The organism is Pseudomonas monteilii, from assembly GCA_001534745.1.
In the GTDB taxonomy this organism is placed as follows: Bacteria; Pseudomonadota; Gammaproteobacteria; order Pseudomonadales; family Pseudomonadaceae; genus Aquipseudomonas; species Aquipseudomonas alabamensis.
Genome location: CP013997.1, coordinates 4,376,231 through 4,390,924, shown reverse-complemented (window position 1 = coordinate 4,390,924; position 14,694 = coordinate 4,376,231). Strand labels below are relative to the sequence as shown.

At 65.5% G+C, this 14,694-nt stretch carries 14 protein-coding genes; 5 read left to right on the top strand and 9 right to left on the bottom strand.

Features of this window, described 5'->3' with window-relative positions:
• Positions 1-65: 65 nt before the first annotated feature.
• The 5 genes from APT63_18770 to APT63_18750 all read right to left on the bottom strand — a co-directional run bounded on the left by APT63_18770 (position 66) and on the right by APT63_18750 (position 4,660).
• The gene (locus APT63_18770; GenBank protein AMA47508.1) at positions 66-686 is read right to left on the bottom strand and encodes a methionine biosynthesis protein MetW; all 621 of its coding nucleotides are present in this window, start codon (positions 684-686) and stop codon (positions 66-68) included.
• 7 nt (positions 687-693) lie between these two features.
• A complete protein-coding gene (gene metX, locus APT63_18765) occupies positions 694-1,833 on the bottom strand; it encodes a homoserine O-acetyltransferase (GenBank protein ID AMA47507.1) in 1,140 nt (379 codons plus the stop codon).
• Positions 1,834-2,515: 682 nt separating this feature from the next.
• Positions 2,516-3,106, bottom strand: coding sequence for a hypothetical protein (locus APT63_18760; GenBank protein ID AMA47506.1), 591 nt, complete (start codon positions 3,104-3,106; stop codon positions 2,516-2,518).
• A gap of 10 nt (positions 3,107-3,116) precedes the next feature.
• Positions 3,117-3,935 carry a pyrroline-5-carboxylate reductase gene (locus tag APT63_18755; protein ID AMA47505.1) on the bottom strand — a complete coding sequence of 273 codons (819 nt, stop codon included), beginning with the start codon at positions 3,933-3,935 and terminating at the stop codon, positions 3,117-3,119.
• Between the two features lie 38 nt (positions 3,936-3,973).
• A complete protein-coding gene (locus APT63_18750; protein AMA47504.1) occupies positions 3,974-4,660 on the bottom strand; it encodes a YggS family pyridoxal phosphate enzyme in 687 nt (228 codons plus the stop codon).
• A 65-nt stretch (positions 4,661-4,725) separates the two neighbouring features.
• On the opposite strand from APT63_18750, the gene APT63_18745 reads away from it, so the two are divergent.
• Positions 4,726-5,730, top strand: a complete 1,005-nt coding sequence (locus tag APT63_18745) for a type IV pili twitching motility protein PilT (protein ID AMA47503.1) — start codon at positions 4,726-4,728, stop codon at positions 5,728-5,730.
• Positions 5,731-5,787: 57 nt separating this feature from the next.
• Here the strand turns inward: APT63_18745 and APT63_18740 are convergent, their stop codons facing one another.
• Positions 5,788-6,417, bottom strand: a complete 630-nt coding sequence (locus APT63_18740; protein ID AMA47502.1) for a peptidase P60 — start codon at positions 6,415-6,417, stop codon at positions 5,788-5,790.
• Between the two features lie 163 nt (positions 6,418-6,580).
• On the opposite strand from APT63_18740, the gene APT63_18735 reads away from it, so the two are divergent.
• The gene (locus APT63_18735) at positions 6,581-6,997 is read left to right on the top strand and encodes a hypothetical protein (protein AMA47501.1); all 417 of its coding nucleotides are present in this window, start codon (positions 6,581-6,583) and stop codon (positions 6,995-6,997) included.
• A gap of 128 nt (positions 6,998-7,125) precedes the next feature.
• On the opposite strand, the gene APT63_18730 is transcribed toward APT63_18735, so the two are convergent.
• From APT63_18730 to APT63_18720, 3 genes are all read right to left on the bottom strand, one after another.
• Positions 7,126-7,833, bottom strand: a complete 708-nt coding sequence (locus APT63_18730; protein ID AMA47500.1) for a cell division protein — start codon at positions 7,831-7,833, stop codon at positions 7,126-7,128.
• Between the two features lies 1 nt (position 7,834).
• Positions 7,835-9,571 carry an arginine--tRNA ligase gene (locus tag APT63_18725; GenBank protein ID AMA47499.1) on the bottom strand — a complete coding sequence of 579 codons (1,737 nt, stop codon included), beginning with the start codon at positions 9,569-9,571 and terminating at the stop codon, positions 7,835-7,837.
• Between the two features lie 202 nt (positions 9,572-9,773).
• Entirely contained in the window at positions 9,774-11,993 is a 2,220-nt protein-coding gene (locus tag APT63_18720; protein AMA47498.1) for a primosomal protein N', read from the bottom strand.
• A gap of 164 nt (positions 11,994-12,157) precedes the next feature.
• On the opposite strand from APT63_18720, the gene rpmE reads away from it, so the two are divergent.
• From rpmE to APT63_18705, 3 genes are all read left to right on the top strand, one after another.
• Entirely contained in the window at positions 12,158-12,373 is a 216-nt protein-coding gene (rpmE, locus tag APT63_18715; GenBank protein AMA47497.1) for a 50S ribosomal protein L31, read from the top strand.
• Positions 12,374-12,375: 2 nt separating this feature from the next.
• On the top strand, positions 12,376-13,197 hold the full coding sequence (locus tag APT63_18710; protein AMA47496.1) for a nuclease: 822 nt from the start codon (positions 12,376-12,378) through the stop codon (positions 13,195-13,197).
• Between the two features lie 165 nt (positions 13,198-13,362).
• Positions 13,363-14,631 carry a malate dehydrogenase gene (locus APT63_18705; protein ID AMA47495.1) on the top strand — a complete coding sequence of 423 codons (1,269 nt, stop codon included), beginning with the start codon at positions 13,363-13,365 and terminating at the stop codon, positions 14,629-14,631.
• Positions 14,632-14,694 lie beyond the last annotated feature (63 nt).

The window sequence follows — 14,694 nt, the reverse complement described above, 5'->3', positions numbered from 1 at the left end:
GGCACGTGCAGGCCTGTGAAGCCTGCGGTACGGAAGGACGGGGACGAGTGCCGAGCAGCGTCGGCTCAGACCGCGACCTTGTGCCCTTGGAGGCCTGGGCCGCTCAGCCGGTAAATGCCGATCTCCCCGAGCAGGTTGGGCCACAGTCGACTGGCCCATCCATGTCGGTGCAGGCGGTCGACGGCCAGACGATCGATGATCCTCGCTTGACGTTCGACGCACAAGGCTTCGAAGTCGGCGAAGGTGCAGAAGTGGATGTTCGGCGTGTTGTACCAGGTGTACGGCATGAAGTCCGAGACCGGCATGCGGCCTTTGGTCGCCAGGTACCAGCGGCAGCGCCAGTGGCCGAAGTTGGGGAAGGTGATCACGCACTGGCGACCGACGCGCAGCATTTCTTCGAGAATGCGGTCCGGATACTCTACGGCCTGCAATGCCTGGGTCATGATCACCACGTCGAAGCTGTCGCTGGCGAAGTTGCCCAGGCCCTTGTCCAGGTCCTGCTCGATGACATTGACGCCCTTGGCCACGCAGGCGGCGATGTTGTCCGGGTCGATTTCCAGGCCATAGCCGGTGACCTGCTTGTGCGCCTGCAGCGAGGCCAGCAGGTCGCCGTTGCCGCAGCCGAGGTCGAGCACCCGGCTACCGGCGGGAATCCACTGTTGGATGATTTCCAGATCGGCTCTCATGGGGTCCTCAGATGTCGATGCGGTTCATGTAGTTCGAGAAACCCTGCATGTAGCGCGGGGACGGGATCAGGAAGGCATCGTGGCCGTAGGGGGCATCGATCTCCAGGTAGCAGACGTTCTTGCGTGCGGCCATCAGGGCGTCGACCATTTCCCGTGAGCGGGCCGGCGAGAAACGCCAGTCGGTGCTGAAGGAGATCACGCAGTAGTTGGCCTTGACGTGCGCCAGGGTCGCGGCCAGGTCACCGTCGTGGGCCGCAGCCGGGTCGAAGTAGTCCAGCGCCTTGGTCATCACCAGGTAGGTGTTGGCATCGAAGCGCCCGGAAAACTCTTCGCCCTGGTAGCGCAGGTAGCTTTCCACCTGGAACTCGACGCTGTGGAAATCGTAGTTGAGCTTGTCGCTCTTGAGCTCGCGGCCGAATTTCTCGCCCATGGAGTCGTCGGACAGGTAGGTGATATGACCGACCATGCGCGCCAGCATCAGACCGCGCTTGGGGATCACGCCCTGGTCCTGGAACGAGCCGCCGTGGAATTCCGGGTCGGTGAGAATGGCCTGGCGGGCCACCTCGTTGAACGCGATGTTCTGCGCCGACAGCTTGGGCGCCGAGGCGATGTTCACGCAGTGCCGGACCCGGTCGGGGTAGGTCATGGTCCATTGCAGCGCCTGCATGCCGCCCAGGCTGCCACCGACCACGGCGGCCCACTGGCCGATGCCCAGGCGGTCGGCCAGGCGCGCTTGGCTGTGCACCCAGTCCTCGACGGTCAGCACCGGGAAGTCGGCGCCATAGGGCTTGCCGTTGGCCGGGTTGATGCTGCTCGGGCCGGTGCTGCCATTGCAGCCGCCGAGGTTGTTGAGGCTCACCACGAAGAAGCGCTCGGTGTCGATCGGCTTGCCGGGGCCGATGCAGCTGTCCCACCACCCCGGCTTGCGGTCCTGCGGCGTGTGATAGCCCGCTGCATGGTGATGACCCGACAGCGCATGGCAGATCAGTACCGCGTTGCTGGCGCTGGCGTTGAGCGTGCCATAGGTTTCGTAGATCAGTTCGTAGCCTGCCAGCGAGCGGCCGCAGGCCAGTGCCAGGGGTTCGTCGAACCGCGCCAGTTGTGGCACGACCAGACCGACGGAATCTTCGGGAAAGACAGTGGACATCGACCCTGCTCACGCGTGAATGAGGCGTAAGTCTAAAGACCCCTCCCGGCAGCGGCAAGGCGCATGAGGGGGATGCGAGTGATGAGGCAACCGACGGCGGCATGGAGCCCGACTGCCGGCAGGACCGGCATGACGCTACGGGTGTGGGAGATTCTATGGTTTTTGCCAAGTGCTAATGTGGGCCCTGGCGGGCCCAATTGCGGCCGGTCCGGCGCCCCGGCAGGGATCCACACCCATATGAGCATCACGGCGTTGTAGGCTATCGCGGACCCTGTGGGGCTTGCCTGCGATGCAGGAGGCGCCTGACAGGACCCTATCGCTGGCAAGCCAGCTCCCACCCAGATCTCTGCAATTTGTCGGTATAAGTATGGCTGCGCAAGCAGTCTGTGGGAGCGGGCTTGCCCGCCATGCAGGCGGCGCTTGATAGGGCCCTATCGCTGGCAAGCCAGCTCCCACCCAGATCTCGGCAATCTGCCAGTGTAGACATGGCTGCGCAGCAGCTTGTGGGAGCGGGCTTGCCCGCGATGCAGGCGGCGCTTGATAGGGCCCTATCGCTGGCAAGCCAGCTCCCACCCAGATCTCGGCAATCTGCCAGTGTAGACATGGCTGCGCAAGCAGCTTGTGTGCGGGCTTGTCCGCGATCGGGCTGCAACGCAGCCCTTTCAGCGGGTCATCGGTCGAATCAGATCATTCGCCACAGTTCTTGCGGCATGCCGGCATAGGCGGCGAGAGGCGGCATGACGAACGACTGGATCACCTGGATCGCCAGGAAGGCGAAGATCGGTGAGATGTCCATGCCGCCCAGGTTGGGCACGATGCGACGGAACGGCGCCAGCACCGGTTCGCTGATCTGGTAGGCGAGCTCGGCGGCTGGGTTGTGGCTGTTCGGGGCGATCCACGACACGATCACCATCACGATCATCGCGACCCAGAAGATCTTCAGGAACAGCGAGGCGATGCCGATCAATGCCCACATCAGCAGGTGCGGGATATCGCCGAAGGTGCCGTAGCTGACCATCAGCACGAAGGCCATCAGCAGGGCCTGGATCACGATCGCCAGCAGCAGCGAGGACGTATCGAGCCCGGCGATGCTCGGCACGATCCGGCGAATGGGCTTGAGCAGCGGTTGGGTGGCGCGCACGGCGAACTGGCTCAACGGATTGTAGAAGTTGGCCTTGACCAGTTGCAGCACGAAGCGCAGCAGGACGATCACCAGGTACAGGCTGACCAGGGTTTGCACCACGAAGATCGCGGCGCCGGACAGTGCATTCATCGGGGGCTCCTCATTTACCCAGTTGTTCGGCCAGTTCGGCGGAACGGTGCGCGGCGGCGTGCAAGGCCTGTTCGACCAGTGCTTCGAAGCCATTGTCTTGGAAGGAGCGGATCGCCGCTTCGGTGGTACCGGCCGGCGAGGTCACGCGGCGGCGCAGCTCGGCGGCATCGACATCACTGGCCACGGCCATGTGCGCAGCACCGAGTGCGGTCTGCAGCGTCAGTTGCGAGGCGGTCTCGCGCGACAGGCCGAGCTTTTCCCCGGCTGCGGTCATGGCCTCGATCATCAGGAAGAAATAGGCCGGGCCACTGCCGGAGACGGCGGTCACCGCGTCGATCTGCCGTTCTTCTTCCACCCAGACCACCGTGCCGACTGCCGAGAGCAAGTGCTCCGCCTGTTGGCGCTGCACATCCGAAACCTCGGCGGTGGCATACAGACCGCTGACGCCCTGGCGCAACAGCGAAGGGGTGTTAGGCATGCAGCGCACCACCGGGCAGTCGCCCAGCCAGCCTTGCAGGCTCTGGCAGGTGATCCCGGCGGCGATGGACACGACCAGCTGACCGGGCTTCAGCTCGGGCTGCAGGCTCTGGCACACGGCCTTCATCACCTGGGGCTTGACCGCCAGCACGATCACGTCGGCACCGGCGATGGCCTGGGCGTTGTCCTCGAACACCTCGATGCCCTGCTCGGCCTGGATCCGCGCGCGGGTCTCGGCGCCCGGGTCGCTGGCACGCAGGCGCGAGGCCTCCACGCCTTGGGCGCGCATGCCGCCGATCAGACTCGCCGCCATGTTGCCCGCGCCGATGAAAGCGATACGTGTAGTGCTCATGTCAGGTCCTTGAGGGAAAGAGTGAGTAAAGCATGGAATCAGGCGCGCCCGTAGTCGCGCGCCCCGAACAAGGCGGTGCCGATGCGGACCCAGGTCGCACCTTGCGCGATCGCCGCTTCCAGGTCGTGGCTCATGCCCATCGACAAGGTGTCCAGGTCCAGCCCGAGGCCATCACGCAGGACGCGCAGGCGCGCGAAGGCGGCTTCCTGGGCCGCGCGATCGTCGGTGGGCTCAGGGATCGCCATCAGCCCGCGCAGGTGCAGGCCGGGCAGCGCCGCGACAGCCGTGGCCAACGCTGCCAGCTCGTCCGGGCTGCACCCGGACTTGCTGTCTTCGCCACTGACGTTCACCTGCAGGCAAATGTTCAGCGCCGGCAGATGGGCAGGGCGTTGCGCCGACAGGCGTTGCGCGATCTTCAGGCGGTCCACCGAGTGCACCCAGTCGAAGTGTTCGGCGATGGCACGCGTCTTGTTCGATTGAATGGGGCCGATGAAGTGCCAGATCAAGGTCAGGTCGGTCAGCGCCTGCTGCTTGTCCAGGGCTTCCTGAAGGTAGTTCTCGCCCACGTCGCGCACGCCGGCGGCATAGGCCTGGCGCACCGTTTCAGCGGGTTTGGTCTTGCTCACCGCCAGCAGCCGAACCTCGGCAGGGTCACGGCCCGCGGCGGTCGCGGCGTGCTCGATACGGGTGGCAAGGGCGGAAAGATTGTCTGCTAGTGTGGACATGGATCGCTGCCGACGGCCTGAGGGTCTGCGGCATTCTACCTGCTTGCTGGCTGTTGAGGAGTCTCATGGACGTGACTGTACTCGTGGCCCAGGCAGCCGCCGCGGGCGCTTGCGACCTGCACCTGGCTGCCGGGCATCCCCCGTGCGTGCGCGTGGACGGCGACCTGCGCCGGCTCGAGCTGCCGCCGTCGACCGAGGCGCAGGTGTTCGACAGCCTGTCCCCCTGGCTGCAGGACAGCCAGCGCACGCAGTGGCGTGAGGGCGATGAGCTCGACCTGGCCTTGACCTTGCCCGACGCGCAGCGGGTGCGGGTGAACCTGTTCCGCCAACGCCAGGGGCCGGCTGTCAGCCTGCGCCTGCTGCCGGCACAGGCGCCCAGCCTCGATGCCCTGGGGCTGACCAATGTGTTTCGCCCTGTTTCACAGTGGCAGGATGGGCTGCTGCTGGTCGCCGGGCCCACCGGCAGCGGCAAGTCCAGCACCCTGGCGGCCTTGGTCGACCACCTGAACCGGGAGCGTCCGGCCCACGTGATCACCCTGGAAGACCCCATCGAGATCGTTCACCACAGTCAGCGCAGCCTGGTCACGCAGCGCGAAGTGGGGCGGCACACCCGCGACTTCGCCCAGGCCCTGCGCAGCGCCTTGCGCCAGGACCCTGACGTGATCCTGCTGGGCGAACTGCGTGACCTGGAGAGCATTCGCCTGGCGCTACGGGCCGCACAGACCGGCCATCTGGTGCTGGCCACGGTGCATGCCCGCTGCGCCGTGAGCAGCATCGATCACCTGGTCGACGTGTTCGACGCCCAGGAGAAAACCCTGATTCGCAGCCTGCTGGCCGAGTCGCTGCGCATGGTCGTGGTGCAGCGGTTGGTCAAGCGCAGGGGCGGCGGGCGCGTGGCCGCACGCGAGGTGCTGGTGGCCACGGCTGCGGTGCGCAATCTGATTCGGGAAGGGCGCCTGGCGCAGTTGCAGTCGGTCATGCAGACCGGAGCGGGGCAGGGCATGCAGACCCTGGAGGACGCCTTGCGCGCCTTGCAGGCGCAAGGGCTGATCGAGGCGCAGGACACCTGAACGAAACGAGGCGCCAGTACGGCGCCTCGGATATGGCATGTTGAACGGCGTGTGCCTTCAGCGTTTGACCACCTGCAGGCCTGCAGTGCCCGTGTCCTTCGGCAGGACCCGCTTGGCGACCACGTAGTGCTGCTTCCAGTAGGGCTTGTTCAGCGTGTCGATGCTGACCCGCTTGCCGCGACGCGGCGCATGGATGAAGCGGTCGTTGCCCAGGTAGATGGCAACGTGGTTGACCCGGCGGCTCTTGATGTTGAAGAAGATCAGATCGCCCGGTTTCAGGTCCTCGCGTGCTACCTTCACACCATGCCCCTGGGCCATGGCGCTGGAGGTGCGTGGCAGGTTCACGTTGGCGACATCGTCGAAGGCGTATTTCACCAGGCCGCTGCAGTCGAACCCTTTGCTCGGGCTGCTGCCGCCCCAACGATAAGGGGTACCGATCGCGTTGACCGCACGCTTGAGTACGGCGCTGCTCTGCTTGTTGGCAGACGCGACGGTCGGGCCGGCCTTGAGCTTGGCGGCGTTGCTGGGCTTGGCGCGAAGCGGTGCGTGGGCGACCTTGGCCGAAGTACCGTAATGGACGGTATAACCGGTAAAGCCGTTGGGAAGACGTTGCTCACGGTTGGTGGCGTGGGCGGCCAGGGGCAATAAGAGGCAGAGGGTCAGCCATGTCTTGAACAAAGGTGGCATAGGTGAAGCTCTTGTGGGTGTTTGTTTAGGCGGGCAACTCTATAACACCTTCTGATCAAATAATGATCCGTTGGTCGATCCAAGACCGCCATACGTCGGCAAGGTTCACAAAAGTCACATGAATGCTTAGAAATTTTTAGGATTATACAGCGAGACTTTACGAATGAATGGTTATCAGCAGTCTGCGTCACACGACACCCACAGCAAGGTCATGGGCTATCTGCTCTGGATCTTCGGCTTCACCGGTGCGCACCGCTTCTACTACGGCAAGCCCATCACCGGGACGATCTGGTTCTTCACCCTGGGCCTGCTGGGCATCGGCTGGATCATCGACTTCTTCCTGATTCCGGCCATGGACCGTGAAGCGGACGTGCGCTTCCAGCCGGGCCATGTGAACTACAGCCTGGCCTGGATCTTCCTGACCTTCCTCGGCATCTTCGGCGTGCACCGCCTGTATCAGGGCAAGTGGATCAGCGCCCTGATCTACCTGCTGACCGGCGGCGTGTTCCTGTTGGGCGTGCTGTACGACTTCTGGACGCTCAATGGCCAGGTGTCGCAGGTCAACAGCCAGCGGCGGTAGGGGCAGCGGCAAGCAGCGGCAAGCGGTTAGCTGCAAGCTTCAAGTCGGGCGATGGAGCGAGGGGAGAAAGGCATGGGGCAAAGCCTCGTCGCTTCGCCCCATGTTGTAGCTTGTAGCTTGTAGCTGCCTTACTGCCGAATCTGGCGCTGCTGCAGCAGGAGGTTGTTGAAGCCGGCACCGCCCAGCTGCTTCTGGGCCACGGTCAGCTGTTCGCGGTTGCTGAACGGGCCGACCAGGACGCGGTACCAGGTTTCTTCCTTCACGGTGCCGGATTCGACCTTGACCGCCTGACCGAGCAGGATGATCTGCGCGCGAACCTTGTCGGCATCGGCCTGCTTGCGGAACGAGCCGGCCTGCAGGAAGTACTGGGTGGTCGCGGCGGGCTTGAGCACCGGCGGTGCAGGCGGTGGCGTCTGCCCGGACAGGGCCGCCTGGGCGCGTGCGGTGTCGATCTTCGCCGCTTCCTCGGCCGTGACCGGCTTGGTCGGCGGCGGCACGGGCTGGGCAGGCACCGGTGGCGTCTTCTCCGGCACAGCTTCCGGCGGCACGATCACTTCCGACTCCGGGAGCAGGGTGTAGAAGTCGTACTTGGGCTTGACCGGCTGCTCGGGCGAGGGCGGCGTCTTGGCCGCTTGCGCGGCCTTCTCGGCCTGCTGCTGCTCGGGCTGGGTGCGCTTGACGTCGCCGCTGCCAGGCTCGAGCTTCATCAGGAAGACCACGAACGCACCGATCGTCAGGCCTGCCGCCAGCCATACCCAGCCTGGGATGGGCTGCTTGGCAGGGGCTTGCGTGCGGCTGGCGCCACGCTTGGGCGCAGGCTTCTTCTTGGCGGCCACCTTACATGCGCTCCAGGGTTTCCAGGCCAAGCAGCTCCAGACCCTGCTTGAGGGTCCGTCCGGTCAGCGCCGCCAGGCGCAGGCGGCTCTGCTGCTGCTCAGGCGTTTCGGCTGCGAGAATCGGGCAGTTCTCGTAGAAGCTCGAGAACAGGCCGGCGATGTCGTACAGGTAGGCGCACAGCACGTGCGGCGTGCCCTTGTCGGCGACGCTGTTGAGCACTTCGCCGAACTGCGCCAGACGGGCACCGAGGTCCTGCTCCTGCGGCGCCTGCAGCACGATCTGGCCTTCGATGTCCTCGAACTGCTTGCCCAGCTTGCGGAAGACGCTGGCGACACGGGTGTAGGCGTACAGTAGGTAAGGCGCAGTATTGCCGTCGAAGTTGAGCATCAGCTCGAAGTTGAAGCTGTAGTCGCTGGTGCGGTGCTTGGACAGGTCGGCGTACTTGACCGCGCCGATGCCGACGACTTCGCCGATCTGGCGCAGGGCCTGCTCGTCCAGGTCGGTGTTCTTTTCCTTGACCAGCGCATAGGCGCGCTCCTTGGCTTCCTGGAGCAGGTCCACGAGCTTGACGGTGCCGCCGTCGCGGGTCTTGAACGGACGGCCGTCGGCGCCGTTCATGGTGCCGAAGCCCATGTGCTCCATGCGCATCGGGTGGCCGACGAAGCCAGCCCGACGGGCGACTTCGAACACCTGGTTGAAGTGCAGGGCCTGGCGCTGGTCGACGAAGTACAGCGCACGGTCTGCCTTGAGCACGTTGCTGCGGTAGCGCACGGCTGCCAGGTCGGTGGTGGCGTACAGGTAGCCACCGTCGGCCTTCTGCACGATCACCGGCAGCGGGTCGCCATCGGCGGTCTTGTATTCGTCGAGGAACACGCACTGCGCGCCCTGGCTCTCGACCAGCAGGCCGGTGGCCGCCAGGTCCGCGACCACGTTGGCCAGGTCGGCGTTGTAGGCGCTCTCGCCCATGACATCGGCCATGCTCAGCTTGACGTTGAGCAGCTCGTAGGTCTTCTGGCAATGCGACAGCGAGATGTCCTTGAAGCGCGTCCACAGCGCCAGGCAGTCAGGGTCGCCGGCCTGCAGCTTGACCACCAGGCCACGGGCACGGGTGGCGAATTCCTCGGACTCGTCGAAGCGTTTCTTGGCCGCGCGATAGAAGTTTTCCAGGTCCGACAGCTCGTCGCTGGTGACCGGGTTTTCCTGGAGGTAGGCCAACAGCATGCCGAACTGGGTGCCCCAGTCGCCGACGTGGTTCTGACGAATCACCTCGTCGCCGAGGAACTCCAGCACACGGGCGACGCTGTCGCCGATGATCGTCGAGCGCAGGTGGCCGACGTGCATTTCCTTGGCCAGGTTCGGTGCCGACAGGTCGACCACCACCTTCTCGGCAGGGCCTGCCTTGCGCACGTTGAGGTGCGCATCGGCCAGCGCGGCGTCCAGGCGATTGGCCAGGGCCTGGGTGTTCTGGAAGAAATTGAGGAAGCCCGGACCGGCGATCTCGACCTTGCTGACGTCTTCGCAGGCCGGCAGCGCGGCGATCAGCTGTTCAGCCAGGTCGCGCGGCTTCAGGCCGGCCGGCTTGGCCAGCATCATGGCGATGTTGCTGGCGAAGTCGCCGTGGGTCTTGTCCCGGGCGTTCTCCACCTGGATCGACGGCGTCAGCCCATCAGGCAGCACACCGTCGGTGACGAGTTGGGTGAGGGCTTGCTGGATCAGCTGGCGAATGGTGTCTTTCATCAGGTTCTCTTTCGACCGCACGCGCGGCGGGCGCTTCGAGGCGCAGGTGGAAAAACTGGGCATTATCCGGTCGCGGGCGGCAGGCGGCAAGTCGTAAGCGGCAAGTGGCAAGCCACAAGCCACAAGCCGCAAGCTGGGCGGCGCTGGAGGTACGTGCCAGTCATTGGGGCAGGCAGCGTCGCTCTGGCCTGAAGCTCGCCCCTCAATAAAGATCCACAGGGTCCACGTCGAGCGACCAGCGGACCTGACGGCCCGAAGGCATCTGCTCGAGTTCCAGCAGCCAGCTGGCGAGCAGACGGTGCAAGGCGGCCCTGGCATTGGCTTGCAGCAGCAGTTGAGCGCGGTAGCGACCCGCGCGACGCTCCATGGGGGCCGGGACCGGTCCGAGCAGTTCGATACCGCTGGCACCCTGCGCGGCGAGCAGGCGCTCGGCCGCCGTGCAGGCTTCGTCGAGGAAGGCTTCGGCCTGACCCGGCTTGTGCGCTTCGGCGCGCAGCAGGGCCAGGTGGGAGAAAGGCGGCAAGCTTGCCGCCCGGCGCTCGCTCAAGGCCTGGTCGGCGAAGGCGAAGTACCCCTGCTCGGTCAGTTGCACCAGCAAGGGGTGCTCGGCCAGGTGTGTCTGCACGATCACCTTGCCGGGCTCCTCGGCCCGTCCGGCGCGGCCGGCCACCTGCACGATCAGCTGCGCCATGTGCTCGCTGGCGCGGAAATCGCCCGAGAACAGACCACCGTCGGCGTCCAGGATCGCCACCAGGGTCACCCGTGGGAAGTGGTGCCCCTTGGCGAGCATCTGGGTGCCGACCAGGATGCAGGGCTGGCCTCGCTGGATGGTGGCGAACAGGTTCTGCATGGCGTCCTTGCGCGCGGTGCTGTCGCGGTCCACGCGCAGCACCGGGTATTCCGGGAACAGCGTGCTCAGGCGCTCTTCGGCCCGCTCGGTGCCTGCGCCGACCGGGCGCAGGTCCACATGGTTGCACTGTGGGCACTGGTGCGGGATGCGCTCTTCGTGGCCGCAATGATGGCAGCGCAGCAATCCCGAGCGCTGGTGCACGGTCATGCGCGCATCGCAACGCGGGCAGCCGGACAGCCAGCCGCAGTCATGGCACAGCAGGGTCGGCGCGAAGCCGCGTCGGTTGAGGAAGACCAGTACCTGCTGCCCGGCCGCGAGGGTCTGGCCGATGGCCTGTTGCAGAGGGCCGCTGATGCCGCTGTCCAGGGGCCGGCTCTTGACGTCCAGGCGCAGGAAGCGTGGCTGCCGGGCGCCACCGGCGCGCTGGTGCATGCGCAGCAGGCCGTAGCGGCCGCCGTGGGCGTTGTGCAGGCTTTCCAGCGACGGGGTGGCCGAACCGAGCAGGATCGGCACGTCTTCCTGGCGCGCACGCACCAGCGCCAGATCCCGGGCGTGGTAGCGCAGGCCTTCCTGCTGTTTATAGGAGCCATCGTGCTCTTCGTCGATGATGATCAGGCCCGGGTGCTTCATCGGTGTGAACAGCGCCGAGCGCGTGCCGATGATGATGTCCGCCTCGCCATCGCGCGCCGCGAGCCAGGCATCGAGCCGCTCGCGGTCGTTGACCGCCGAATGCAGCAGGGCGATGCGTGCATTGAAGCGTTGTTCGAAGCGCGCCAGGGTCTGTGGCCCCAGGTTGATCTCGGGGATCAGCACCAGCGCCTGCTTGCCGGCCTCAAGGGTTTCGCGGATCAGTTGCAGGTACACCTCGGTCTTGCCGCTGCCGGTCACCCCCGCCAGGAGAAACGCCTGGAAGCCGCCGAACGAGGAGCGCACGGCGTCGAACGCGGCGCGCTGTTCTTCGTTCAGCGGCAGCTCAGGCTGGGCGAGCCAGTGTTCGTGGCGCGCGGCAGGCAGGTGACGGCGCAGTTCGATCTCGACCAGTTGCTTGGCCAGCAGCAGGTCGAGGCTGTCCTTGCTCAGGCCCAGCTTGCTCAGCACCGCGTGGGCCACGCCGTGGGGGTGCTGCGCCAGTGTCTGCAAGGCTTCGCGCTGGCGGGGCGCTCGGGCGATGCGCGGGTCGTCCAGGCGCGCGCCGGGGGCGATCTGCCAGAACCGCTCCTGACGCATCTCGGCCGGTTCACCTTGGCGCAACAAAGTCGGCAAGGCCCAGTTGAAGGTGTCGCCCAGGCTGTGCTGGTAGTACTGCGCCGTCCACAGGCACAGCTTGAGCAAGGGTGAGGGCAGGGGCGAGACCGGATCGAGCAGCGCCGTGGCCGGACGCAGCTTGTCGGGCGGCACGTCACTGGTGTCGGTCACCTCGACCAGAATGCCGATCAGTTCGCGCCGACCGAACGGCACGCGCAGCCGCATGCCTGGTACAAAGGTCTTGCCCGAGGTTCCGGGTGGCGCACGGTAGTCGAACAACCTGCGCAACGGCGAAGGAAGGGCAAGGCGCAGGATGACGTCGGGCACGCGGCAGATCTCTGAAAGGAAACGAAGGGCCTGGCGAGCCTAGCACGACGGTCGGTGGGTGCGGCAACTTGCGCTGGCGCATGGCTCTGCTATCATACGTCGCCTGATTCCGTGCGGTATTCAACAATGGTGTTGGATGGCGGCACGCAGCCGAGGAAGTGACCATGAAAGCAGATATCCACCCGAATTACGAAGTTGTAGAAGTTACCTGCAGCTGCGGCAGCAAGTTCGAAACCCGTTCGACCCTGGCCAAGCCGCTGGCGATCGACGTGTGCTCGCAGTGCCACCCCTTCTACACCGGCAAGCAGAAAGTCCTGGACACCGGTGGTCGCGTACAGAAGTTCGCCGACCGCTTCGGCATGTTCGGTACCAAGAAGTAAGCATGCGCATGGCGAACCCTCTGGGCTTCGCACCGCTGCACAAGAAGGCGCCCCTCGTGGGCGCCTTTTTCATGGCTGCGATCTGGGGATCGTCCGCTCAGGCCGAGCTGCGCTGTGCCCCGCCTGGGCTCGTGCAGCAGGCGACCGTTCGCCATGTCGTGGACGGCGATACCCTTAGGCTGACCGATGGGCGCAGTGTGCGTCTGATCGGTATCAACGCGCCGGAGATTGGTCGACGGGGTCACCCCAGCGAACCGTTCGCCGACGCTGCGCGGCAACGCCTGCGGGCATTGGTCAAGGCCAGTGGCGGGCGCCTTGGCCTGGTGGTGGGCAAGGAGCGCAGCGACCACTATGGCCGGCTGCTGGCCCATGCCTATGGCCGCGATGGCCGGAATCTCGAAGCCCGGTTGCTCAGCGAAGGCCTGGGCTACCGCGTGGCCATCGCGCCCAACGTGGCCCTGACCCGCTGCCATCGGCAGGCCGAGCGCCAGGCCCGGGAGGCGGGTGTCGGGCTGTGGCGACGCCAGGCCGTGCGTCAGGCTGCCGAGCTGCGGCGCCCCGGCTTTGCCGTGGTCACGGGGCGCGTCGGCCAGGTCAGGCGTCACCGCTCGGGCGTGTCGCTGGTGCTCGACGATCGACTCCTGGTGACGGTGCCTGCCCGTCTGCACGACCGGCTGTCCGTGAGCGCACTCGAGCGCCTTCGCGGTCGCCAGGTGGAGGTGCGCGGCTGGGTGCGCCAGCGTGCTGGCACGGGGACGGGCAAGCGCAACGGGCCGCGCTGGAGCCTGTCGCTGACCGATCCGAGCATGCTTGAGGCGCGCTGAGCAAAGTGCCCCAGGGTCATGGGGCTGTTCAGTGGAGACGATGAACCTAGCGTAAAGTCGTAGGACGAAGGTCTTGACACAAGTGACCGGGCAGTCTTGTCGCTCCCTGGCTCTTTGCGTATCCTCGGCGGTCCGTCAGAACAGTCCAATTAGCGGAAAGCCCTCATGTCAGATCTCAAAACCGCCGCCCTCGAATACCATGCCAAGCCGCGCCCAGGGAAACTGAGCGTCGAACTCACCAAGCCGACCTCCACTGCACGTGACCTGTCCCTGGCCTACAGCCCGGGCGTCGCCGAGCCGGTGCGCGAGATCGGCCGTGACCCTGAGCTGGCCTACAAGTACACCGGCAAGGGCAACCTGGTGGCGGTGATCTCCGATGGCACCGCCATTCTCGGCCTCGGTGACCTGGGCCCGCTGGCCTCCAAGCCGGTCATGGAGGGCAAGGGCGTTCTGTTCAAGCGGTTCGCCGGTGTGGACGTGTTCGACATCGAAGTCGATGCCGAAAGCCCGCAAGCCTTCATCGACACCGTCAAGCGCATCTCCATCACCTTCGGCGGCATCAACCTGGAAGATATCAAGGCACCGGAGTGCTTCGAGATCGAGCGCGCGCTGATCGAACAGTGCGACATCCCAGTGTTCCACGATGACCAGCATGGCACCGCGATCGTGACCGCGGCTGGCATGATCAACGCGCTGGAAATCGCCGGGAAGACGCTGGAAGAGGCGAAGATCGTCTGCCTGGGCGCTGGCGCTGCCGCGATCTCGTGCATGAAGCTGCTGGTCAGCATGGGTGCCAAGGTCGAGAACATCTTCATGATCGACCGCAGTGGTGTCATCCACGCGGGCCGTGAAGACCTGAACCAGTACAAGGCGCAGTTCGCCCATGCCACCGACAAGCGCACCCTGGCCGACGCCCTGGAAGGTGCCGACGTGTTCGTCGGTCTGTCCGGCCCGAACCTGCTGAGCGCCGAAGGCCTCGCCTCCATGGCAGCGAACCCGATCGTCTTCGCCTGTTCCAACCCGGACCCGGAAATCAAGCCCGAGCTGGCGCACGCCACCCGTGACGACGTGATCATGGCAACCGGCCGTTCCGACTACCCGAACCAGGTCAACAACGTCCTGGGCTTCCCCTTCATCTTCCGTGGCGCCCTGGACGTGCGTGCCAAGCGCATCAACGAAGAGATGAAGATCGCCGCCGCCATCGCCCTGAAGGACCTGGCCAAGCTGCCGGTGCCCAAAGAAGTCTGCGAGGCCTACGGCGTCGAATCGCTGAGCTTCGGTCGCGAGTACATCATCCCGAAACCGATGGACGCGCGCCTGATCACTGTGGTCTCGGATGCGGTGGCCAAGGCCGCCATCGAGTCCGGCGTCGCGACCCTGCCGTACCCGAAGCACTACCCGCTCAAGAGCGTGGATGACGTGTTCAACGGCTGATCGGCCGGCGCTGTCATGAAAAAGCCCTGGTGCGTGAGCACCAGGGCTTTTTTTGTGTGCGAT